Consider the following 23796-nt stretch of genomic DNA (forward strand, 5'->3'; position numbering starts at 1 on the left):
TGATACAGTATGCTGTTTTCTGATTTCGACTTTATCGACGAGCGTACAGTTTGAGGAAGGTGCAAAACTGATGAAAGGCATTATTCTGGCGGGCGGTTCTGGTACACGCCTCTATCCGCTAACCACGGTGACGTCTAAGCAGTTGCTGCCGGTTTACGACAAGCCGATGATTTACTACCCCCTAAGCGTCTTGATGATGGCCGGCATTCGTGACATTCTCATCATCTCGACCCCGCAGGATTTGCCCAATTTTGAGCGCCTTTTGGGCAGCGGTGAGCAGTATGGTGTCCACTTCTCTTACAAAGTGCAGCCGAGCCCAGACGGTTTGGCGCAGGCTTTCATCCTAGGCGAAGAGTTTGTAGACGGCGAGCCCTGTGCTCTCGTCTTGGGAGACAACATCTTCTACGGCAACGGTTTAGGTCACACCTTGCGTGCGGCTGCCAGCGCAGACAAGGGTGCGACAGTCTTCGGCTACTATGTCGACGACCCCGAGCGCTACGGCGTGGTGGAGTTTGACCAGAGCAACAAGGTCATCAGCATTGAAGAGAAGCCCGAGAATCCGGCCAGCAATTACGCAGTCACCGGCCTCTACTTCTACGACAACCGCGTGACTGAGTTTGCCAAGCAGGTCAAGCCTTCGGCCCGTGGTGAGCTTGAGATTACCGATTTGAACCGCATGTATTTGGAAGACGGTTCCCTCAACGTGCAGACCTTGGGCCGCGGTTACGCTTGGCTCGACACCGGTACTATGGACTCCTTGTACGAGGCGGGCGAATTTGTGCGTACCGTGCAACGGGCACAGGGTCTTCCCATAGCTGTAGCCGAAGAGATTGCCTACGAAAATGGTTGGATTGAGCGTGAACAGTTGGTAGAAGCTGCCAAGAAGTACGGCAAGTCGCCTTACGGCCAGCATTTAATGGACGTAGCAAATAACAAGATTTTGGTCAAAAAGCTCGGTTGAGTTTAGAGTTGAGCGTAGACTTGCGCGCTAGGCTGATGACTGCCGCAAGCTGCTAGTGTGAGCAGCTTGCTGATAGATGTATCCGTGAATCAAGGAGAACCTATTGAAAATCACTGAGATTTTCACTAAGAAGAACCGCCTTCTGCTGAAGGCTATGGTTTCTACAGATTTTAAACTGCGATACCAGCAGTCGATTCTGGGATACCTGTGGTCTGTGTTAAAGCCACTCATGCTCTTCGCCATCATGTATGTGGTCTTCGTGCGCTTCATGCGTTTTGGCGCAGACGTACCCCACTTCGCTGTGGCCCTCTTGCTGGGTATTATCTTGTGGAACTTCTTCAACGAAACCACAACCGGCGGCATGCTCTCGATTGTGGGGCACGGCGACCTCTTGCGCAAGATTCACTTCTCCAAGTACGTCATCGTGATTTCCTCATCTATGAGCGCTTTCATCAACTTTGGCTTTAACTTTGTAGTGGTGATTATTTTCGCTCTGGTCAACGGAGTTAAGCCCTCTTGGTCCAATCTTTTGATTTTCCCGATTGTGCTTGAGCTCTACGTCTTGTCCTTGGGCGTTGCCTTCTTCTTGAGCGCTCTCTACGTGAACCTGCGCGATTTGAACCCGATTTGGGAGGTAGTGACTCAGGCTGGTTTCTACGCCACGCCTATCATCTACCCGATTAGCATGATTTCTTCCAAGGCAGGAGCCATGGGCCCGGTCTACGCCAAGTTCGACTTGCTGCTCAACCCGGTTGCTCAGATAGTGCAGGATGCCCGCCACGTGCTTATTTCGCCAGCCAACCCCACCTTGTGGCAGTGGGAGAGCAACTTCTTTATCGCCTGCTGGCCGGTTGTCTTCACCTTGCTGATTTTCTTCGGCGGCGTGCACTACTTTACGGTGAAGTCTAAGTTCTTTGCGGAGTTGGTATAAATGGGTCTGATGAAAACAACGAATCAGGATTTGCCTGACGATATAGCGCTGAAGGTCTCGCACGTATCCAAGGACTTTAAGCTGCCTTATGAGAAGACCAACAGTCTCAAGGGTGTCTTATTCAATACCGTGCGGGGCAAGATGGGCTACACCCTACAGCACGTCTTGAAAGATATCTCTTTTGAGATTGAAAAGGGCGATTTCTTTGGCATCGTGGGCAAGAACGGTTCTGGTAAGTCCACCTTGTTGAAGATTATCTCGCAGATTTATACGCCTAATCGAGGCTCTGTGCAGGTCAACGGCAAGTTGGTTCCCTTCATTGAGCTTGGCGTGGGCTTCAATCCTGAGCTTACCGGCCGCGAGAATGTATACCTCAATGGCGCTATGCTGGGCTTCACCCGCGAAGAAGTCGACGATATGTACGACGACATCGTGGAGTTTGCCGAGCTGGGCGACTTTATGGAGCAGAAGCTCAAGAACTATTCTTCGGGTATGCAGGTCCGCCTCGCGTTCTCTGTCGCTATCAAGTCTCAGGGAGACATTCTGGTCCTTGACGAGGTGCTGGCCGTGGGAGACGAAGCCTTCCAAAAGAAGTGCCAGGATTACTTCTTTGAGGCCAAACGCCAGAAGAAAACCATCATTTTGGTCACGCACTCTATGGGCGATGTGCGCAAGTTCTGTAACAAGGCCATGCTCATTCAAGACGGTGTGATTGCCAAGTATGGTCTGCCAGACGACGTTGCCAATGCTTACTCGGACTACTTCCTTGAGCAGCAGCAAAAGGTCGTGCAAAAAGATAACGAAGCGGTGCGCTTGGAGCAAGGCAACGGCATTAAGCTCGTAGATGTGAAGACTCTAGTCAACGGGGAAGAGGCCCAGCAGCTGGAGATTAACGAAGACTTTGACCTTGACGTCACCTTCGAGTGCGCCAAAGACATCGAGCGTGGCGTATTTGCTGTCAACCTGATTGATCAGCAAGGCCGCGTGGCACTGGCAACCTCAAACAAGGTCAATTCCGACAAGGAAACCTTCACCAAGGGCCAGCATCGCATCCACTTCGCTATCGAGAACGTGCTTGCTTCGGGCGACTACCATATCAATATCGCTGCGGCTTCGGGCGATGACCTCTTGCTCAAGCAGTCTGCGGTTTACCAATTCCAGATTAAGAAGGCCAAACTCTATGACCAGAGCCTTACCCATCCAAAGGTCAAGGTTAGGCTGTCGTAATGAGTTCGGCAGCACAGTGGCAGGGGCAGCGGGTTCTCATTACCCAGAGCTCGCTCGTGCGCATCGGTGGCAGTGAAGTACAAGCCTACGAATTAGCACACTACCTCAAGGCACAAGGCTGCCGGGTGACCATGTATGCTTGGCTGGCTGCGGCCCCCATGCTTGACCTCTTGGAAGAGTCCGGCATCAGCGTTATTACTAGCAGCAGCGAGGAGTCCGCCCTCCTGCACGCGCGCGATTTTGACCTCGTCTGGGTTCAGCACGAAGTCCTGCCGGCGAGTTTGATTGAAGATTTGGCCCAAGAGCCCGTCCAGCGCCCTCGCTTTATTTTTGCCCACATGTCTCCCTACCGGGAAGTGCACTTAGAGCAGCCTTACATCTACGGTTTGGAAGATGGGCTTGCTGACTTGATTGTCTGCAATGCGCCCAGCACTTTGGAAGCGCAAAAGCCGTATTTCGCAGCGCAAGATAAGTTGGTTCTCTATCCTAATCCGGCTCCGCAAGCCTTCGCCCAGCAGCCCCATACCATGCACGAGCAGCTGGCCAAGGTATTAATTGTTTCCAATCATGCTCCTTCCGAGCTCTTGCAGGCTGCTGATGTGCTCCGCCAGCAGGGTATCGAGGTTGACATTTTGAACGATGTGGTGGGCGGCCAGCCTCAGCTCACCTCTCCTGAGCTCTTGGACCAGTATGATTGCGTAATTTCAATCGGCAAAACTGTCCAATACTGCTTAGTTCAAGGAGTGCCGGTCTTCCTCTACGACCGTTTCGGCGGTCCGGGCTATTTGAATGCCAGCAACTGTGAGCAAGCTGCCCAGTTCAACTTCTCTGGCCGTTCACAAGGCGGCTCGCCCTCTTTGGTACAGGCCCAGCAGGAGTGCGCCAAGTCGCGCTTAGAGCCCCAGCTTTTGGCCCAGCTTATCGTCGATGGATATGCTCAGGCCTGTGCTTTCCAGGGTGAGCACCGAGAGCAGTTCGTCAAGCAATACGCTATCGACGGCGTATTTACGGGTCTGATGGAGCGTCTGAACCAGCGTCCGCAGCAGCCCTTCGAGATGAGTGAGGTCTATCGCTCCTATCTTGTGCGCCACAGCCAGATGGTGACTGACTACAATCAGTCCATCCAGTTCGCTGCCAACCCGGTTGTGCGCTTCTACCAGCAGGCTGTTCGCGTGTATCTGGGGCAGTCTACCAACATGAACGCTAGTAATTTGGCGCCCGCGGCCTACCCCTTGCGTGAGGAAACCAAGCTCGACATCGACTGCCGAAACCAGCAAGTGGTCCGCGTTGACTTTGGTGAAGAGCCCTGCTTGGTGACTGGTTTGAAAGCCGAATCCGGTGCTTTGGATTCGTTAAATATGTCCACGAACGCTGACATTGAGCTCGAAGGTGTCTACCTCTTCATGGCAGCAGATCCCCAAGTCTACTTCCACTCGCCCGGTTCGCTCAAGCAGCTGTCGGTGCGGGCGCAGGTCTACCCGCTGTCTCACATTCCAGCGCCGGCTTTGGCCAAGCTTTCGCAAGAGATTCGGACCCGCCAGCAGCATCAGATGGTGCAGCTGGACTATTGGTATAGCTTACGAAATAATCCATGTGTTCGCTTGCTCGTGCGACTGCGCAGACGGGCACAAAAACTCATTAAAGGTAGGGCGTAAATGCTGCTCCACAATTCGATGAATTACCAGATTGAGCTCGACACGGTAACTCGCGATAGCGATACGGGCAAGGTCGTTATTGCCGGTTGGGCTGTTGACAAGCTGCGCAAGCGCGGTCTCAGGATGCGTGTTGAAGGCAAGGATTCGAGCCTGACTCGCCAGCCCCGCCCTGAGATTGCTGCCATGTATAGCTTGGAAGATGGCTCCAAGCCCGGTTTTAGTGTTACACTGCCCAACGAGCAAACCCCATGCAGGCTGGTCGTTTCCCTCAATGGTAAAGACAAGACACTGGTTTTGGAACCAGGCAAACTTGAGCGCCAGTTGCAAAGCGATAAACTCAAAGGCAAGGCTCGCAGCGCAGCTCGCTATCTTTCCCGCGCTTGGACTCCCTCTGGTTTCCGCGATTTAACAGATGCGCTCAGGAGGCGGGTGACCGACCACCAGGAGTTTTACGATCGCTGGATTGCCCAGCATGAAAACATGACGCAGAGCCAAGCTCACGAGCAGATTGCAGCCTTTAAGAAGCAGCCGCTCATTTCGATAGTGGTGCCGGTTTATAACGTTGAAGAGACTTGGCTGCGCAAGTGCGTGGCTTCGGTGCAAAACCAGTGGTATGAGCACTGGCAGCTTTGCTTGGCCGACGATTGCTCGCCTTCACCCCACGTGCGCCCGCTCTTGAAGGAACTTGCCGAAAGCGATGCGCGTATCAGCGTGGTGGAGCGCAGCAGCAACGGCGGTATTGCTCAGGCCACAAACTCCGCTATTGAGATGGCAACCGGCGACTATATCGGCTTTATGGACAACGACGACGAACTGGCTCCTCAGGCCCTCTTCGAGGTGGTGCGAGCCATCAACGAAGACCCGTCTCGTGATTTCATCTATTCTGATGAAGATAAGATGACTGAAGAAGGCGTGCGTTTTGATCCCTTCTTTAAGCCCGGTTTTTCGCCCAATTTGCTTCTTAGCCACAATTACATTACCCACTTTGTAGTAGTGTCGCGCAGTTTGCAGGAGCGCGTGGGCGGTTTGCGCGCTGAGTTCGATGGCAGCCAAGACTACGACTTCGTCTTGCGGGCCACAGAGCAGGCGGAGAGTGTCCATCACATTGCTCACATGCTCTACCACTGGCGCACCTTAGCCAGTTCAGTGGCCGGAGATCCGACCAGTAAGATGTATGCCTATGAGGCTGGGCAGAAGGCTGTGGAAGCAGCACTTGAGCGTCGGCAGATGCCCGGCAAGGTGCGCATGCTCGAAAACTTGGGCACGTACAAGATTGATTACCAGTTGGCCCAGCAGCCCAGCGTGGCCGTCATCGCCAGTGGCTACAGCGACGAGCTCTTTGCCCAGCTCAAGGCCGGCACCGATTATCCGTCCGTGACTTTCGTGCGCGCCGAAGCCGAGCAGGTCAACGAGATTGCCCTCAAGCAGAGCCAAAAGCTCCTGGTCTTCCTCAACGGACTCAAACCAGACAACCCCAAGTGGTTAGCCGAGATGGTCAACTACACCCGCCCCGAAGGCGTGGGCATTGTGGGGGGCAAAATCTTTAGCAAGTCTCAGATGGTAGAGAATGCCGGCGTTACCTTGCGGGCTCTGCGCTCGGGCCATCCCTTCGAAATGCGAGGGGAGTGGGACCATGGCATCGGCTATTACTTCCGAGATATTTTGCCCCACGACATGTTCGCAGTAACGGAAGATTGCCTACTCGTTAGTGCCCAATCTTTCCGCAAACTCAAGGGCTTTGAGACCAGCCTCGCTGCCGGCCTGCGCGGTATCGACTTCTGTGCTCGTGCCCGGCAGGAGCAGGGTCTCACCACCCTCTGGCAGCCCTACAGCTCCTTCATTCGCTTGGCTAAGTCGGCGCTGGTGATTAGCTCCGACGATGCTGCTGCCTATCTGCGCTCGCATCCAGGGCTCAGTGATCCCTTCGCTACAGTTTACTTCCCGTCTGCAAAGGGCGATTCCAACTCGGTGTGCGGCTCCATTGACCGGGTGAAGGTATCGAACGATGGCCGCCACCTTGTGGTCGAAGGCTGGGCTGCAGACCGGGAGGCAGGTCAAGCTGCCCAGCTGTCTCTGAGTGAAAGCTCTGCTGCCCAAATCGAGCAACTGCACCGGAGTCTGCGTCCCGATGTCAATATGACTCTTCATACCAAGCCCGATGTGGAAGTGGGCTTTGCGGCTCGCATCAGCGTGGAAGAAGGTGCTTATCAGACTTGGCGGGCCCAAAGCCCCAAGCTGGTCTTGACCTCCCCAACTGGTGAGCTGGCCCTGCCCTTGAAGCTCCCGGCGATTGCGGCTCTGTCTCAGGCCAGCGAAGCTATGCGCAAGCTCGGCCTCCTGCGTCACCCGCGGCGTTTGGCCCACCAGCTGAGTGACAAATATCTGGTGCCTCGCCAGCAGGAGCAGGCTTACCGTAAGCTCATTGCTCGCACTGAGCACTACGACCCGGCCCAGGTGCGTGCTCAAGTCGCAGCTTTCAAGCAGCAGCCAGTTATTTCGCTACTGGTGCCTGTCTACAATGTGGATCCTCACTGGCTGGAGCTGTGCGTCAATTCGGTGCGGGAGCAGTACTATCCCAACTGGGAGCTGTGCTTGGCAGATGATTGCTCGACCGATGAGCGCATTAAGCCCATTTTGGAGGCTTATGCCCAGCAGGATCCGCGTATCAAGGTGGTCTTCCGTAAGGAAAACGGCCATATTTCACGCTCCAGCAACTCGGCTCTCGAACTGGCTACCGGCGAGTTCGTGGCCCTGCTCGACAACGATGATGAATTGGCTCCCCAGGCCCTGTTTGAGGTAGTCAAGCGCCTCAATGAGAAGCCTGATACAGACCTGATTTATTCCGATGAAGACAAGGAAGATGAGGAAGGGCACCGCTCAGACCCGCATTTCAAGCCTGATTACGCGCCCGACCTTCTGCTCTCGACCAACTACATCAGCCATTTGGGCGTCTATCGCAGGTCGATTGTTGAGAAAATCGGCGGCTTTAGGCCCGGCTACGAGGGCTCTCAAGACTACGACATGGTCTTGCGCTTCGTGGAGCAGACCAGCCCTGAGCGCATCCAGCACATCGCCAAGGTGCTCTACCACTGGCGCACGCTGGCCTCGTCCACAGCATCGGGCAGCGGAGCTAAGAATTATGCTTCCGATGCTGGCTTGCGGGCTTTACAGTCGGCTATGGAACGGCGGGGGACCGGTGCCCAGGTAGTGAGTGCTGGGCCGAGTGGTATCTACAATGTGCACTATCCGGTTTCGGGAGATGACATGGTTTCGGTCATTATCCCCACGAAAGATGGCTACGACAACATTGAGCGCTGCTTGGATTCCATCATCGCTAAGACGACCTACAGCAATTACGAGGTCATCATTGCTGACAATGGCTCAACCAACCCGGCCATGCACAAGCTCTACAGCCACTATCAGGAGCTTATGGGGAGCAAGTTGCGCATTGAAGAGATTGACATTCCCTTCAACTACTCGCGCATCAACAATATCGCCGCTTCCAAGGCGCGCGGTAAGTTCCTACTCTTCCTCAACGATGACACCCAGGTTATTAGCCCCCATTGGATGACCCGCATGGTTTCCTTCGCTCAGATGAAGCGCGTGGGCGTGGTGGGCGCCAAGCTCTACTATCCGATTGAGACGATTCAGCACGCGGGCATCGTCTTAGGCTTGGGCGGCGTTGCGGGCCACATTCAGGCCGGGTGCCCCCGCACTCACTTGGGCTACTTCGGTCGATTAGTGGAAAATGTCAACTATTATGCCATGACGGCCGCTTGCTGCATGGTCAAAGCTGAGGATTTCCAAGCCGTTGGCGGCTTTGATGAAGACATGGCGGTAGCTTACAACGACGTGGATTTGTGCATTAGAATCCACGACGAACTCGGTCGAGATAACGTATGGGCCCACGAAGTTGAGCTCTACCACTACGAGTCGCTCACACGCGGTTACGACGTGAAGAGTGCGGAAAAGAAAGCGCGTTTGGATAGGGAAGCAGCCAAGTTCCGGGAGCGTTACGCAACGATTGTTGACAACGATCCTTACTACAACCCCAACCTCTCCCGCACCTCGGGCAATTTCTGGGTGCGCGATAATACCTGATCGCTTTCAATAGTAGAGGGCTCTGAAACCGAGTTATGCTCAGTTTCAGAGCCCTTTCGTCTTACATGCGAAGGCCGCTATTAAGCCATGTTCTTAATCTTGAGGTCGTACACCCGTTTCTCGGCTGAGCGCAGGATACTCAGACCCAAGCAGGAGAGCAGGGTAGCTGGGTCTAACTGCCGTAGGAGCTGACGAACTGCCCGCCTGTCGCTCTGGTACAAGTCTTGGTCGCGGCCTGTTTGCCTGCTGACTGTGCGCAGGGAACGCAAACCATCGAGCATGGTGTAGGTGCTGCGGGCAGGGCGCACATCGTGCTCAAGAGCCAGCTTAAAGTTCGCTATCCCAGCCGCAATGTTGTCGTGGTAGAAGCTAGGTTCCTTATTGGAGTGGGTGACCGAGCCCGGCGTTTGCAGCCAGTAGTAGAGCGGTAGGTCGATGTCAGCCACCCATAGCATGCGTTCGTAAAGCTGGCCGGCAATCATCACATCTTGCGCATAGACGCCTTCGGGAAAACGAATATCCTTCCACACCTTACGCTTGTAAAGTCGGCACCAATTGGCTTCATTGAAATACTGAGCCTCGCCCTTCTTGCTTCTCAAGTCTGCTAGCTTGCGCAGGCTCTTACAAAACACATTTTGATAGGCCTGGAAGGGTTGCACCAATAGCGTGATACTGCGGGGAGCGGGAGCGCCCACCTCGGCCAGCTCAGCTATGGAAGCGTGTTGAGAAGCACCAAACTGGGTCCAACGCGCCTTGCTCATATCGGCTCCGGAGTTTTGTATGGCCTTGAGGAGAAACTCAATGTTGTGGCGGTCGAGGATGTCGTCGTTGTCTACAAAAGCGATATATTCTCCTCGGGCTTCATCGAGACCGCGGTTTTGCGCCTTGCCGATACCGCCATTGGACTGATGAATGACCCGCAGGCGGTCGTCTTCTTGAGCCATGCGATCACAAATGCTGCCGGAGTGGTCTGTAGACCCGTCATCTACTGCAATGATTTCGAGTTGCGAGTGGCTCTGATTTAGGATTGAGCGAAGGCAGGCCTCTAGATACAGTTCAGCGTTGTATACGGGTACGATGATGGAAACCAGGGCTTGGTTTGAGCTAGCTTGAAATGTCATAACCCCCAAGTGTAGGGAAGAATACGACCTAGACCAACTCGGCCAGCACAAATGTGGATAACTCGATGAGAGATGCACAGACGACTCGAAAACGGGCACAGCTATCGCTAGACTGGTAAGTTCGTCGTCTTTTTGGGAATGAGTGGGCAACGGTAATGGATAGCAGCCAAAGAAGCAGCTACCGAGAGTGAAGCAGAAGGGGCTGTGAGGATGAGGATGCGTGGGGCGTACACGAGTGCGGTATTGGTGTTGAGTTTGTTGGGGGCCAATGGGGCTGCTGCGCAAGGTTTGGACGCGCAGGCGGCTCAGAGCACTGTGATCAATGGGCAAGTTGTGCAGTTGGAAGCGCCGCTCAAGGCCGGTAAAGCCGAGGCAGACAGCACGCAAGCACCCAAGGAAGACATTCAATTCGAGCGTTCGCAGCTGCTGCGCGGTGAAAATGTGCCCAACGCTGAGCTCTTCCGCATGTATAACCACAACACCGGTGAGCACTTTTACACCCGAGACGGCAATGAGCGTGACTTCCTGCGCCGCAAGGGTTGGAATTACGAGGGCGTGGGCTGGCGCTCTCCTCTTGAAGGCACACCGGTCTATCGCATGTATAACCCCAATTCCGGCGAGCATTTCTACTCACTCAACGGCAACGAGCGAGATATGGTCCTCTCTAAGGGCTGGCGTTATGAGGGCATCGGCTGGCAAGCTGCGGCTCCCAATGGTTACCCGGTTTACCGGCTCTACAATCCCAACGATCGGGGCCCGGGAGCCCATCACTTCACGCTCAACGGCAATGAGCGCAATATGCTCCAGTCTCGCGGATGGCGCTACGAAGGTATCTCTTGGTATGGGGTGGGCGAGGCGGCCCAGTCCTTCGCAGACATGCGGATTTTGAACGTGCGCACATACAACCAATACGCCGAAGGAGCACCTAGCGGTTGCGAGGGTGCTTCACTGCTCCAAGCCTTGCAATATAAGGGCAAGCTGAGCGACTGGAGCCTGCGCTCCTTTTTGAATACCATCCCGCGCTCGCCCAATGGGGACCCCAACAACGGCTTCGTGGGTAGCCCCTTCAGGGAGAGTTCGTCGGTGTATTCCGCTATCTATCCGGCTCCTTTGACCGGCTGGGGGCAGCAGTATGGCAATGTGCAGAACATCTCCGGTCAGCCCATGGACGCGCTCATCAGCGAGGTGCGGGTAGGCAATCCAGTAGTGGCATGGGTTACGATTAACTTTAAGCCGGTGCGCTGGGGCCGGTGGAGTTTCGGAGCAGCAGTTAACAATAACCATGCTGTGACCTTAGACGGCTACAACATTCCCGCCGGCCAGGTTCACGTATCCGACCCCATTTCTGGTTCTTACTGGCTGAGCCGAGCCCAATTCGAAGAAATCTACAACGCCCGCAAGTTCGCCGTAGTAGTGAGATAAGCCTTGCCTGCAGTCGGGCCTTGGATGTAATATTGCGAGTACTGTCAGTGGCTAGAATCATCTGGATTTTGGCCGCCCGGTAGTGTGTTACACCCTCCTGTCGTGGAAAGTCCACGACCGAGTATGTCCAAAGGAGGTGGGTGATGTCTCAACACAAGTATGAAATGATGTTCATCGCTGATCCGTCTCTCGACGATCGCGCCCTGAAGAAACTGTCTGAGCAGTATCTGGAAATCGTCACTAAAGAAGGCGGTTCCATCGATAAGGCTGATTACTGGGGCCGTCGCAAGCTCGCTTACGAGATTGATGGCAACACTGAAGGCAACTATGCAGTGATTAATTACTCCTGCGAGCCTGCTGTGTCCGACGAGCTAGACCGCGTGATGAACTTGAGCGAATCCATTATTCGCACCAAGATTCTTCGCAAGGACGCCAAGTAGGCTCTTCTAGGAGCAAGGGAATCCGTTTAAGGATTACAAGGAAAGGCCAAGAATTATGGCAGGAGATACAATCATCACGGTAGTGGGCAACCTCACCGCTGATCCTGAGGTGCGTACTACTTCTAATGGTGGTACTGTAGCCGATTTTACGATTGCCTCCACGCCGCGGCAGTATAACCGCAATTCGGGGCAGTGGGAGGATGGCGACGCGCTCTTCCTGCGCTGCTCAGCCTGGGATTCCACATTTGCTCCGCTGGCAACAAACGTACAAGCCAGCTTAGCTAAGGGCATGCGTGTTATCGCGCAAGGTCGTCTCGCTCAGCGCTCCTACCAAGACCGTGAGGGCAACAACCGCACGGTAGTGGAGCTGCGTGTAGACGAGGTCGGTCCTGCTCTTACCCGCGGTACCGCACAGGTCACCCGTACCCAGGGCTCCGGCTCAGGTGCTGGCGGCAATGGCGGTCGCGGCGGCTTCGCTGGTTCTCAGCAAGGCGGCGGTTACCAAGGCGGCTATCAGGGTGGAGCTTCTGCTCCTGCTGGTGGTCCTGCCCAAGGCGGTCAAGCACCAGCCCAGCAGGCCCCGGCCCAAGACCCATGGTCTACCCCTAGCAACGGCTCTGGTGGCTCGTTTGGCTCCTTCGGTTCCTCCGATGATTTTGGCGGTTCTGGGGATGAACCCGAGTTCTAAGCTGCCCGCTAGATACGTTTCGTTATCGCAGATGTAAAGTTGTTCAAATTTTAAGGAGTACATGATGTCACGCAAAAGGCCGCAAGCGCCGGTCAAGCCGATTAAGAAGAAGCCGAACCCACTGAGCGTAGCCAAGGTTCACGAGATTGATTACAAAGACGTAGCTTTGCTGCGTAAGTTCATCTCTGACCGCGGCAAGATTCGTTCTCGTCGTATCACCGGCGTAACTGTTCAGCAGCAGCGAGAGATCTCCAAGGCAATCAAGAATGCCCGCGAGATGGCCCTCCTGCCTTACCAGACCTCCGGTCGCTGAGGGGAGCATCACCATGGCAAAGACAAGTAAAGTCATTCTGACCGCTACCGTAGGCGATCTTGGTCATTCCGGCGACGTAGTCGAGGTAAAGCCCGGCTATGCCCGCAACTTCCTGATTCCTAAGGGCTTGGCCTTCACTTGGACCAAGGGTGCTGCATCTCAGATTGAGTCCATGCGCCGCGCCCGCCGCGCCAAGCTGCTGGCTACCCGAGAGGATGCCGTTGCGGCAAAGAACGCCATCGAGGGCACCGTTGTAGAGCTCAGCGCCAAGGTTTCCGAATCTGGCAAGCTCTTCGGCTCCATCTCCAGCGAAGCCATTGCTAAGGCTTTGGCTGCTAAGGCTTCTGTAGAGCCTCGTTCCATCTCGGTGGAGACTATCAAGACTCCGGGCGAGTTCCCCGCAACGGTGGCTCTTCACCCTGAAATTTCCGCCTCCTTCACCGTTAAGGTGACCGGCGAGAAGTGAGCTTGATGCCAGCTAAGCCAAGCGCTTAGCTTTTGGCTCAAACGAACGGCTCCTAAACTTTCCACTGAGGAAGTTTAGGAGCCGTTCGCATATCATGGCCGGGCTTTGAGGCTAGGCCCGATATAGTGAGCTGCCTCAGAAGTTAGAACCGTTCCAGCCCCAGTCAGTGGTGGCCGTGTATCGGATGTAGGTGCGGTCGCCGGGGATACCCAACTCTTTGCTTAGAGTGGCAATAATAGACTGCGTAAGCTGCTCCCAAGCCGATCGCGGTACGTTGGAGCCAAATACGTTGACCTCCACGTAGGCGGCTGGTTTAGAGTCATCTCCCGCAAAGTAGATAGGCATGTCAGATTCAAAGGGGCACATAAGCCAGCCTTCAGACTTGCCGGGAACTGCCTGAATGGCCTTGCCGTAAGCGGCCTTGATGTGTTCGCGCTGCTCAGTGCTTAAAGGTGTGCTGACATGGGTGTGAATGACTGGCATGATAGTCCTCCTAAAAAATGCCGCGCTCAGGGTAAGCTGCGGTATTGCTTTCCTTAAGACTAGCTCCCAGCCGCGCTCACTTCCAGCCGAAAGGGCTGTGAGTTAAGGAATAAGCGCCCAAACGGTGGGATATAGAAGCTTCGGAGACTTGCTTGCCGGGGGCGGGAGCGTCGAGTAGCCACTTGCGAATCACGAAATTCCAGATGGAGACAATGACCGTGGCTGCAATCTTGGCAACGTTGGAGTAGAGCGTGTACTTGCCGTGCATACTAGTAATGGCATCGGCTGGCAGCGTGGAAGTGCCCAGCCAGATGACCACTTCGTTGATGCCTAAGCCAATAGCGGAGGCCACGAAGAAGATAGTGATTTCCATCCAGCGAGCCATATCGTCGCGGTGGGTGAACACGTATTTCATGCTGGCTAAGTAGTTGAAAGCCAGAGAAATCAGGAATGAAATAGTGCTAGCAACTAGATTGTTGACATGGAAGTGAAGGAGGAGGTTCATCAGACCGATGTCGATGATGAAGGCAATGATGCCCACTACGCCAAATTTCGCTACCTGTTCAATGAGTTTTCGCACAATAAAGCATTTTAGCGCAAGGGGTGTGCTTCAAGCTGATACGCGATCTGAGACAAGCAAAAGCCCGCGTACCTAATCCTGTGAACAAGGGAACGCGGGCGGAATCTAGGGAGTCTGAGCTCTAGGCGGGCATGAGTGTTAAGTCTGGCTGCTCGGTAGAGTTGCGAATCTGCTTAAAACCAACGAAGGCGATAACAAGACTGGTTAAGGCCAGAGTGGTGACTACGCCAAAGCCGCCGCGGGAGCCGTAGCGGTCGATGAATACGCCTGCTATGGCCGAGCCCGCCGAGGAGCCTATGGAGTTCATAGCGTTGAGCCAAGCCATACCCTCGGTAAAACGGATGGGCGGCACCAAGTGGAGCATGAGCTGGTTGCCGTTGATCCAAGTGGGCGACTGGCAAACACCGATAACCAAGTAAATAAGCATAATGGTCCACAAATTGTGGGCGAAGAGGAAGGTTGCAATGCCCAAGTTGACCACCAACAGGCAGAAGTAGAAGCGCTTCCAGAGCGGTGTAGCCCAGCTTTTAGCGCCGTAGAGGAGGGCGCCAATGAGTGAGCTGAAGGAGAAGCAGGCGAAGACGAAGCCGGTCCACTGCTTCATCCCTTCCTCGGTGGCAAAGGAAATAATCGAGATGGAGGCGGCTGATTGGAAGGCACCCAATCCAAACCAAGTGACGCACACTGCGATGAGGCCTGCGCTCCAGAAGCTCGACTTGCGCTCCTCGCCCTGAATCTTGGCTTGAATGGCGGCCTGACGGGCGCGGTATTCCTTGCGGGTGATGCCTTCCTTACGGGCCAGCTCAGTCTGTGAGGGAGGCTCGGTGCCCATGGCGCCTAGGAACATGAGAGCGCCAACTGCCACGCAGACACCGGTAAATGCGAAGGCGAGAACGCCGGAATAAACGGCTAAAATCGAAGCTAGGGGATTGCCGACTACCCACATGGCTTCGTCAAAGACTCCGCACAAGGAGAGCGCCCGCTCAGTGCGAATATGGTCGCCCTTGAGCAGCATGGTCCAGCGGTGGCGGCTCATAGCGCCCCACGGCGGGATGGCAGCCATGAAGGGAGCCAGGCAGTACAGCACCCAAGCCGGAGCACGCAGGGTAATCGAAGTAATAAGACTGATTGCGGCAATCATCCACACGATAATGGTGGGAATAGCGGTGCGGCGCTGGCCGAACTTGTCTACCAGCTTGCCCAGCACGGGCCCCACGATGGCCATAGAAATCGCCTGAGTGGCCGTTAAAGCGCCTGCCAGCGAGTATGAGCCGTAGTAGTGCTGCACCGAGATAGTGATGGTCATACCCACCATAGGTGCGGGCATAGAAGCAATCACGGCTCCCACGGCGTAGCGGGCGGTGCCGGGCATTTTCAAGAGTTCTGCATATCCGCCTACAATGCGGTTTCCTGCTTCTTTGACGGCAGCGATGACCTGATTGGACATCAGATTCCTTTCACCAACAGGGTGAGTGCTTGTGGAATTTCGGCAGATTGGGACGCGACTTGTGGCCACTGGCAATCCGTGTAAAACTTTAGTGGAACGAGTTGACGACACGCAGAAAAATTAGATTTCTGTGAGCGCTAACAAATATCGAGGAGATTAAATTTTGCCAGCAACTACTATTCATTTTGTCCGCCACGGCAAGGTCTACAACCCAGACCACCTGCTCTACGAGCGCCTGCCGGACTTCCACTTGAGTGAGCAAGGGGCAAGAATGGCAGCAGCAACGGCGCGGTTTATGGCCCTCAATCCCGCAACTCAAGCTGTTGTCGCCGTCTACGCTTCGCCCCTCGAACGCGCCCAGGAAACAGCGCAGATTATTGCCGATGGTATGAACCAGATGCGCAAGAGCCAGGGTCGCAAACCCCTGGAACTCATGAGTGACGAGCGACTCATCGAGGCGGGCAACGAATTTAGGGGGCAGCGCAAGGACCGTTGGCCGCTCATGGCCCTCCAGCCTGCTAACTGGTCGCTCATGAGCAATCTGATGGAACCTAGCTGGGGCGAGTCTTACCGGGCCATCGCTGAGCGCATGCGTGACTTTGCTTACGAGCAAGTTGAGCGCTACCCGGGCCAGCAAATCATCGCAGTCAGCCACGAATCGCCTATATGGGCCTTCCGCCGACTGCTGGAGACGGGCAAACCTGAGCACAATATGCTCCTGCGTCATACCGCTCTGGCATCCGTCACTTCCATTACCTTCGATGTTGAGAGTAAAAACGTGCTCGGCATCACATATGCAAACCCGGCAAGTGGGGTTCAGTAGCGTTCCCGATGGCTTATGATGGCAAGTAGGGTAAACGGCACTGCCGCGCACGCCAAGGCCAAGGAGGGCAGATGATGGGTGAATTTAATAAGCAGCTGGCTGAGCAGTTAGCAGGAGTGTCTGCGATTGAGCAGGCAGGTCAGGCAGGAACGGCGCTCATCAGTCTGTGGCCGCTCACTGATGCCACCCAGCTCGACAACGATGCTAAGTATGGCGAAAACTTGCAGGTACGCATTACACGGGTCATGGCTAGAGTCATGACCGGCCTAGATGTCACTATTCCCGATGCTGAGTTCGTCTATGAGGGGGCCGACGAGATTCCTGGCCGTCCCCAAGAGATAGTAGATGCCTTACTGGCTGCCAACGACGCTTGCGATACTATGGCTGGATATTCGCGCAGCTGCGACTTTGCTCAAGTACGGGCAGCAGTTCAATACTGCGATGCTGGCTGGAGCGAGCAAGAAACGGATGCAGCTGAGCAAGTGGTTGAGAGTGCAATCGCTGCCGTGTGCCCTCGCAACGGTGAGATTGAAGCCAGTGCAGAACCGACTGTTGTAGCCCAGCGCTTGGCTATATCGATGGAAACGGTGTATCAGATGGCTCAAGCACTTGACCTGCAAGAGGGGAGCGAACGAAAGGCCTTGCCTGTCTTGTTGTTAGCTAATGAACTCAACGAGCGCTTAGAGATTCCCCGCTACTATGTGGGAAATGACCAGCTGAGTGAGTTGTTACGTCTGGCTCAGGGAAGCGATGGCTTACAGGAGGCTGCGCTCGCAATGGCCCCTTCGATACAAAGTGAGTGGGAGCAGCACAAGGTCGACGTGCTCTGGGATCCAGACGAGGCTCAGCGCAAGGCCAAGGAAGAGGACGAGCGCAAGAGTCGTGAAGCGCTTATGGCTAAGTTTGCCCATATACCAGAAGACCCAAATAAGCCGCCCGTCGAACTCTAGAGCTGCGGGGCGAAGCCTATTCGGGTCTACATAGCGCAACTAGTGCGCATCAAGTGGTCAGCGAGTTGGTGGGAAAACCAGCTGCTGGCCGCTATTGCTTACTGCATGGGGTTTGGATTTTGGCCCTGATCTTGGGACTGCTTGTCAAAGCGGGTGCCCAGCGGATTGGACTGACGTACGCCAAAGACCAGCCAGATAATCAGGCCTGCGCATGCAGCAATAACACCCCAGCCAATGGTCATCAGAGTAGATTCATCGATGGCACTCGTGTCTTGGTACATCAAAATGTCTGGATCCAAGCTGTTGATGGTGCTGTACATAATTCCCAAGCCACCGTAGGTGAGGACGGCGGGCAGGATAGTCCACCAGCCTGCGGTGTTGCTGTCGTGAATGCGGCGCGTGGTCACTGCTAGCATGGGCAGCACGATGGCTAGGCGCCAAACATAACCAATGTAATCGCCCACGGTTCCCATCGGGCTGGTGATGATGTTTAAGATTATGTCTACCAGAGCGATCATGAGCACGGGCCACCAGAACTCGCCCTTGGAAGCGCGGCCAGTGAAGTCGACATACTTGGTGAAGAACCGCTTTACTGCAGCGCCGAAGGAGATGCCGTACCAAGGCTGGTTGAAAGCGGGCTGACCATTGGCACCCAGTTCGCCGCTATATGTGGGAGGGACTTGGGGAACTGATGGCTGGCCTCCCATGAATTGGCCCTGTTGGGTGAACTGTGGCTGCTGTGGCTGAGCTTGCTGGCCGTATTGTGGCTGACCGTAGCTCTGCACCGGAGCATTCTGCCCATACTGTGGCTGAGCTTGCTGTGGTTGCTGGGCCTGTGGAGACTGACCATACTGCTGCTGGCCGTACTGGGGCTGTGCAGCTTGCACTGGCTGAACTGGCTGCTCAGATTGGGGCTGTCCGAAAGCGGGCGTCTGACCCGCGCCGTCCTGATTTCCCTGTTCCCCAGTGGACTGTGAATCTTTGTCGAATGATGTCATATTATCCTTCCCTCCGCGCCCCTTTGAGGCCGCTCTCTTGCCCTCGCTTTGACGTTTTCATGCGAAGTGCATGCTTACAATTATGACAGAAATGTGTGGGGAAGGGTAACGAAAGTTGCTATGTTAGCTAGGACACAGACTGTGTGCCCGCTGGCTTGCTGGTCAGTTGCCCGTTTCATCTAAGAAATGAGGACTCCTCATTACTGTCAATAGTACAGTGTTCGACGGCCGCAATGAGTCCTAGGAGAACCGCTGTGAGTACTACTATCACGAGTGTTGCCGAGAAGATGAGCGGAGTTTGGAATGAGTTAAAAGCTGACTGAAGCCAAATGCCTAAGCCGTTCTGGGCTCCCAAATATTCGGCCGTCGAGGCAGTAGCAAAGACGTAAGCGGCCGAGATGCGCAAACCGGAGAAAATCTGCCCGGCGGCGACGCGCAGTTTCACATGCCACAGGGTCCAAGCTTGGCTGGCTCCACAGGTGAGTGCTACATCTTGGTAGAAGCTGGGCACCGCTGCCAATCCCCGGTAGGTTTGGATGGCGATGGGGAAGAGGCCAAATACTGCAACAATAGCCACCTTGCCGACTGGTTCGAAGCCAAACCAAATAATGAAGAGCGGAGCTATGGTGATGAGCGGTACCATTTGGGCGGCGGCGATGAGCGGATAGAGGGCATCGTGAAGGGTCTGCCAGCAATAGAGACCTACTCCTATGAGCAAGCCAACCGCGCTGGCGACTATGAAGCCGGCGAAGCCTTCTGCTGCCGTTATCGCGCTGGCTGTCATGAGCTCGGGCCAGGTGGCGGCGGTGGCTTGCGCAATCTGACTGGGTGAGGGCAGTATGCGTTCTGAAATGCCACCTGCCGCAACCCAAATCTGCCACAGTCCAAGCAGGACCGCGATAGTAATTGCTGGGGCTATGATGCGCCGCCACTGTTGCCGTCGTCTTGGTGAATCAGCTATCAGGCGGTTTGGGTTTGGAGTTTTGCTCATTTGACGTACTCATCGGTCCATAGGTCTTTGGCTTGAGGGGCCTGCTTGAGGGGCTGTCCTTTGCCATCTTGGTAGGAATGAGCTTGGTATTGGAAGTCCAAATAGGTCTGCGCGTCGTCTATGTTGATAGCGCCGCTGAGGCTTGTTTGACCTGGTCTGCTAGTCCAGTAGCCTTCCCTGACGATGTCTTTCATCGAAGTGCGGGCCTGTTGAGGGTCAATGTGAGCGGTTGGGGTTTGCTTGACCAAGATGTCTGCGGCTTTGTCAGGGTGGGCTAGGGCCCAGTCATAGCCGCGCTTGCTGGCCTGCACAAACTTGGAAAGCGCCTTGCGATGGGCTTCATCCTTGATCCAAGAGGATTTGACTGCGAAGCCGGTCTGGTCGGGGTTGCCGGGCACTCCCCAGTCGGATTGGGTAAAGCAGTTGAGTTTTGGCCCTTTTAATTCGGACTGGACGCCCTCCCAAGTCACGTAGAAACCTGCGAAATCGCCCTTGCCTGAGGTGAGGGTGGCGAAGGTGTTGGTACCGGAAGTGGCGCGTTTGAAGTCGCCCTGGCCGCCGGCGTTGCGAATCATGGTCTTCACTACTGCCGTCTGCTCAGCCGAGCCGAAACTTACAAAGGTCTTGCCATCGAAGTCTTTGGGGGTCTTGATGTCGGTGCGCGAAGCTAGGGAGCACCAGCGGGCGATGGAGTGCTGACCTAGGTTAAAGACGAGCTTCAAGTCAGAACCCTTGGCGTTGAAAGCTGCTAAATTACTCAGCTTAGAAAAACCCACATTGGCAACCCCGTTTTCAACCGAGGTTTCGGTTCCTGCTTGGGCGGTAGGTAATATCTTGACTGAGACACCAGCATCCTTGAAATAGCCCAATTCTTGCGCTACATATATGCCAACGTGGTTGGTGTTAGGGGTCCAGTCGAGCATAAAGGAGATAGAATCGTCGTTGCTCCGGGCTTCGCTGGTCGCGCCATTGCTGCCGCAGGCAGAGAGTCCGAGCGTGAGGGCGGCGGCTGAGATTGCTGCGGTAATTGTAGGCAGCCAGCGGTTCTTACGCCTGCTGGGAATTGAAGGCTGGGCTGCGCTCGTTGGCGCCTTGCTGGGAATCCTCACTGTTGTCACCTTACTTTCCGTTCCTGCGATACGAGCCGCTAGACGGGAAGGTGAGGAGCCCGCGCGACATCTCGAATCGCCAGCGCACGCCCCAAATGGGCGCACCCTGCTTGAATATGATCCTTGAAACGCGGCTGCTGCCACCAACCGCGCGAACTATCGAACAGTATACACGGGGCCGTGCTCGTCAGAAGTCGTTGAGTGGGCCATGAGTTGCCGAAGATTACAAACTTAGAGCAAATAATCGCTTACGAAAAAAGCTCGTGTCCACAATATGGAAAGATAGTTTCGTATTACAGCAAAAAGAGAATATAGTTGAAATATTCCGTTTAATGGGAATCGGAATACGATTAAGAAAGGGCTGTTATTGCAGCGCTGGAGCTGTAGCCCTGCCGTTTTGTCATTTTGTATACAGAGTAGGAGCCTAGCAATGTGTTTAGAGAGTAAGCGCTTACGTTGGGTGCCGAATATGTTGGTAGAAGTGGCAATGTTGCATAAAGAGAGTACTCATGTTTAAAGTTTTACTCAACTATCTCGGGATGGACAAAGCCAAGTTCGGTACGTTCTTGATCATCACCTTCTCGACTTGTATCTACTGGTGGTCCGGTATCAAGAGTGTGATTTACGAGCCTTTTAGACAAGCTCTGGGTGTCTCGAATGCGCAGCTGGGTTTCCTCCTTGGACTCATCGGATTTGTGCAGATTTTCGGTTACGCTCTGCTGGGTTGGCTTCAGGACTTGCTGCCGATTCGTAAACTGATAGCAATCGATCTTTGGGGTTATGGAATTTTTGCTCTCATTTTGGGCTTGGTGCCTAACCTGCCTTACTGGTTCCTCATTATCGCCTTCGCGGCTTACGGCTTCTTTGGTGACGCTATTTACTGGCCCACCATTCAAAAGTCCACCAAGGGTTTGGCAACCGAAAAGACTCAGGCAGCGGCCTTCAGTGTCCAGGAATGTATTCGTTCGGGTGTGGGATTGTGCTTAACGTGGTTCACCCTATTTATGTTCACTGTTGGCGGTTCCAATATGTTTGGTGCCCGTCTTTCGATGACGGTTTACCCCATATTCATGATGCTCTACTCCTTCGTAGTTTTGAAGTTCATTCCTAAGGACTTCTTGCAGGATCAGCGCAAAGAAGGCGAGCCGAAGATTAAACGCAATGGTGCTGCTATGGTGCTGCGGGCCATGAAAATGCCGATTGTGTGGACCACCGGTTTTGGTGCAGCCGCAACCTATCTCATTTATGTAGCTGCTAACACCTACTTCCTACCCTTCGTACAGGCTTCCTTCAAGCTTTCCGACGCGGCGGCTGGCATCTTCGGCATCGTAAACTCGGGCTTAATGGGCTTGATTGCTGCCGGACTTTCGGGTGTGCTGGCAACGAAGCGCTTCAAGACAACTCCTCAGTGGATGATTCTCTTGTATGTGTTGGTAGCGCTCGTATGTGTGGCAATTATCGTCACACCGCACTCTTCCAACTTGATGATTCCTGTTGTGATCCTGTGCTGCTGCGTCACTTTCATCTGCGTGGCTCTGCGTGCAGTCTATTATGCGCCCATCGGAGAAAGTGGCGTTGATGCGGATATTTCGGCTACGGCTATGTCTATTGCCTCCTTCATTGGTTATTGCCCATCATTCTTTGCATACCCGCTCTTCGGCGCCATTATCGACAAATTCGACACCCAGACCGCCTACAGAATTATCTTTACCATGCTGGCCGTTTTCAGCCTAGTGGGAATCGTGGCCTGCTTCCTTGGTAACCGGGTGATTTTGCAGCGTCGTAAGCAAGAGGACGCGGCGCTTGCTATGGCCTAAGTGGCCCACTGGCGTAAGTCATATTGCAAGTGTGTGTTTCTATCAGAGTTAAGGAATGAATGTTATGAAAATGCAACATCTGGGAACTGCCGCTGCTGAGCGCATTCCGGGTATCTTCTGCAAGTGCGAGATGTGCCAGCGTGCGCTTGAGGTTGGTGGCAAAGAGATTCGGACTCAGTCTCAGGCGCTGGTCGACGATGCGGTTTTGCTGGATTTTCCTGGCGATACCTATCATCATTTTGTGAATCAGAAGTTCGATTTGCCGAGCATTACCAAGCTGTTTATTACTCATTGGCATTCCGACCATTTTTATGGCGAAGATCTGGCTTATCGGATGGATTTGTATGCCAACGACAATCCTACTCACATGGATGTGTACGGCTCGGAGACGGTCAAGGGCTTCTACGAGAGGGCGTTCTTCTTGGAAGAGCACTATGACTACTCGAAGCTGACCTACCACTGCATGCATCCGGGGGAGTCGGTTGAGATTGTGGCAGGCAATGGCAAAAAATACACGGTTTATGCTTTTGAAGCCCGTCATGGTCATCATTTTGGCGACTGCCTCTTCTATGGCATTACAGACGGGGAGAAATCACTACTCTACGCCCACGATACTGCGCCATTTTATGATTCCGCTTGGAAAGACATGGAGCGGGCGGGGCTTAAGTATGACTATGTTTCGCTTGATTGTACGCATGCCTTGGCACCGGTTGATTCAGATGTCCATATGAGTTTTGAAGACAACCTTGACATTCGCGATCGCATGGTTGCGTCTGGAATGGCCGATGGAGACACAGTTTTTGTGGCTAACCACTTCTCGCACAATGGTCTAACCACCTACGAACAGATGCAGGTAGCCGCGGTCAAGGAGGGTTTCGTCTCTTCCTATGATGGCATGATTACGCAATTCTGAGAGTGCACTCGGCTAGCTGTTGCTAGTTTCGTGGATTGAGAGCCGGCAGTTCCTTGTTGGGGGCTGTCGGCTTTTCTGTGTTCGCCTGAGTGAGGGGAGGTCTAGACATGCTGACGGCGTGTCGGAGGTGTTTGAGCGTGTCGAAATGTGCTGTTGGGAACTCGATGTGGAGCTTTCCTTGTAGTGGGGCCGATTATGGAAAAAGAAGATTGTTGTGTTCTTTCGTTGTATATTTTGGAAACTGCGCTGCAACTAAATATAGTGATGAAATTTGACTAGTGCCCTAGATATTGTGTTTTTTAGTGATAGGCTTATAGAGCAATCGGAAATCACATGAGTGTAGTTATGCGGGTGCAGAAG

At 54.2% G+C, this 23796-nt stretch carries 21 protein-coding genes; 14 read left to right on the plus strand and 7 right to left on the minus strand.

Annotated features, from left to right (window positions below):
• The first annotated feature begins 70 nt into the window (after positions 1-70).
• From rfbA to R8377_RS01150, 5 genes are all read left to right on the plus strand, one after another.
• On the plus strand, positions 71-961 hold the full coding sequence (gene rfbA, locus R8377_RS01130) for a glucose-1-phosphate thymidylyltransferase RfbA (protein ID WP_317643131.1): 891 nt from the start codon (positions 71-73) through the stop codon (positions 959-961).
• A 103-nt stretch (positions 962-1064) separates the two neighbouring features.
• On the plus strand, positions 1065-1892 hold the full coding sequence (locus tag R8377_RS01135; RefSeq protein WP_317643132.1) for an ABC transporter permease: 828 nt from the start codon (positions 1065-1067) through the stop codon (positions 1890-1892).
• Between the two features lie 9 nt (positions 1893-1901).
• Positions 1902-3119, plus strand: coding sequence for an ABC transporter ATP-binding protein (locus tag R8377_RS01140; RefSeq protein ID WP_425605006.1), 1218 nt, complete (start codon positions 1902-1904; stop codon positions 3117-3119).
• Entirely contained in the window at positions 3119-4774 is a 1656-nt protein-coding gene (locus R8377_RS01145) for a glycosyltransferase family protein (RefSeq protein ID WP_317643134.1), read from the plus strand. The genes R8377_RS01140 and R8377_RS01145 overlap by 1 nt, the downstream gene beginning before the upstream one ends.
• The gene (locus R8377_RS01150; RefSeq protein WP_317643136.1) at positions 4775-8875 is read left to right on the plus strand and encodes a glycosyltransferase family 2 protein; all 4101 of its coding nucleotides are present in this window, start codon (positions 4775-4777) and stop codon (positions 8873-8875) included. It begins immediately after the preceding gene.
• An 80-nt stretch (positions 8876-8955) separates the two neighbouring features.
• Here R8377_RS01150 and R8377_RS01155 read toward each other — a convergent pair whose 3' ends face one another.
• Positions 8956-9996, minus strand: a complete 1041-nt coding sequence (locus R8377_RS01155; RefSeq protein ID WP_317643137.1) for a glycosyltransferase family 2 protein — start codon at positions 9994-9996, stop codon at positions 8956-8958.
• Positions 9997-10206: 210 nt separating this feature from the next.
• Between R8377_RS01155 and R8377_RS01160 the strand changes: the two genes are divergently transcribed.
• The 5 genes from R8377_RS01160 (at position 10207) to rplI (ending at position 13325) form a co-directional block, all read left to right on the plus strand.
• On the plus strand, positions 10207-11418 hold the full coding sequence (locus R8377_RS01160; protein ID WP_317643138.1) for a C39 family peptidase: 1212 nt from the start codon (positions 10207-10209) through the stop codon (positions 11416-11418).
• A 143-nt stretch (positions 11419-11561) separates the two neighbouring features.
• Positions 11562-11858: a 30S ribosomal protein S6 gene (gene rpsF, locus R8377_RS01165; RefSeq protein WP_317643140.1), complete on the plus strand. Its 297-nt coding sequence runs from the start codon at positions 11562-11564 to the stop codon at positions 11856-11858.
• A gap of 55 nt (positions 11859-11913) precedes the next feature.
• Positions 11914-12546, plus strand: a complete 633-nt coding sequence (locus tag R8377_RS01170) for a single-stranded DNA-binding protein (RefSeq protein ID WP_317643141.1) — start codon at positions 11914-11916, stop codon at positions 12544-12546.
• Positions 12547-12610: 64 nt separating this feature from the next.
• The gene (rpsR, locus tag R8377_RS01175; protein WP_317643648.1) at positions 12611-12859 is read left to right on the plus strand and encodes a 30S ribosomal protein S18; all 249 of its coding nucleotides are present in this window, start codon (positions 12611-12613) and stop codon (positions 12857-12859) included.
• Positions 12860-12872: 13 nt separating this feature from the next.
• Entirely contained in the window at positions 12873-13325 is a 453-nt protein-coding gene (gene rplI, locus R8377_RS01180) for a 50S ribosomal protein L9 (RefSeq protein WP_317643142.1), read from the plus strand.
• A gap of 135 nt (positions 13326-13460) precedes the next feature.
• On the opposite strand, the gene R8377_RS01185 is transcribed toward rplI, so the two are convergent.
• From R8377_RS01185 to R8377_RS01195, 3 genes are all read right to left on the minus strand, one after another.
• Positions 13461-13808 (minus strand): phenylpyruvate tautomerase MIF-related protein, encoded by a 348-nt coding sequence (locus tag R8377_RS01185; protein ID WP_317643143.1) that lies wholly within the window; start codon positions 13806-13808, stop codon positions 13461-13463.
• Positions 13809-13884: 76 nt separating this feature from the next.
• Positions 13885-14388 carry a GtrA family protein gene (locus R8377_RS01190; RefSeq protein WP_317643144.1) on the minus strand — a complete coding sequence of 168 codons (504 nt, stop codon included), beginning with the start codon at positions 14386-14388 and terminating at the stop codon, positions 13885-13887.
• 121 nt (positions 14389-14509) lie between these two features.
• Entirely contained in the window at positions 14510-15835 is a 1326-nt protein-coding gene (locus tag R8377_RS01195) for an MFS transporter (protein ID WP_317643145.1), read from the minus strand.
• Positions 15836-15998: 163 nt separating this feature from the next.
• On the opposite strand from R8377_RS01195, the gene R8377_RS01200 reads away from it, so the two are divergent.
• Together R8377_RS01200 and R8377_RS01205 are read left to right on the plus strand one after the other, a co-directional pair.
• On the plus strand, positions 15999-16658 hold the full coding sequence (locus R8377_RS01200) for a histidine phosphatase family protein (protein ID WP_317643146.1): 660 nt from the start codon (positions 15999-16001) through the stop codon (positions 16656-16658).
• Positions 16659-16729: 71 nt separating this feature from the next.
• The gene (locus R8377_RS01205; RefSeq protein WP_317643147.1) at positions 16730-17608 is read left to right on the plus strand and encodes a hypothetical protein; all 879 of its coding nucleotides are present in this window, start codon (positions 16730-16732) and stop codon (positions 17606-17608) included.
• A gap of 98 nt (positions 17609-17706) precedes the next feature.
• Here R8377_RS01205 and R8377_RS01210 read toward each other — a convergent pair whose 3' ends face one another.
• The 3 genes from R8377_RS01210 to R8377_RS01220 all read right to left on the minus strand — a co-directional run bounded on the left by R8377_RS01210 (position 17707) and on the right by R8377_RS01220 (position 20706).
• Positions 17707-18606, minus strand: a complete 900-nt coding sequence (locus tag R8377_RS01210; protein WP_317643148.1) for a DUF805 domain-containing protein — start codon at positions 18604-18606, stop codon at positions 17707-17709.
• Positions 18607-18781: 175 nt separating this feature from the next.
• A complete protein-coding gene (locus tag R8377_RS01215; RefSeq protein ID WP_317643150.1) occupies positions 18782-19597 on the minus strand; it encodes an ABC transporter permease in 816 nt (271 codons plus the stop codon).
• Complete coding sequence (locus R8377_RS01220; protein WP_425605007.1) at positions 19594-20706, minus strand: ABC transporter substrate-binding protein; 1113 nt, start codon at positions 20704-20706, stop codon at positions 19594-19596. The genes R8377_RS01215 and R8377_RS01220 overlap by 4 nt, the downstream gene beginning before the upstream one ends.
• Positions 20707-21215: 509 nt before the next feature.
• Between R8377_RS01220 and R8377_RS01225 the strand changes: the two genes are divergently transcribed.
• Both R8377_RS01225 and R8377_RS01230 read left to right on the plus strand, forming a co-directional pair.
• Positions 21216-22523, plus strand: a complete 1308-nt coding sequence (locus R8377_RS01225) for an MFS transporter (protein ID WP_317643151.1) — start codon at positions 21216-21218, stop codon at positions 22521-22523.
• A gap of 64 nt (positions 22524-22587) precedes the next feature.
• The gene (locus tag R8377_RS01230) at positions 22588-23436 is read left to right on the plus strand and encodes an MBL fold metallo-hydrolase (RefSeq protein WP_317643152.1); all 849 of its coding nucleotides are present in this window, start codon (positions 22588-22590) and stop codon (positions 23434-23436) included.
• Positions 23437-23796 lie beyond the last annotated feature (360 nt).

It is taken from the genome of Bombiscardovia apis, assembly GCF_033095945.1.
GTDB lineage: Bacteria > Actinomycetota > Actinomycetes > Actinomycetales > Bifidobacteriaceae > Bombiscardovia > Bombiscardovia apis.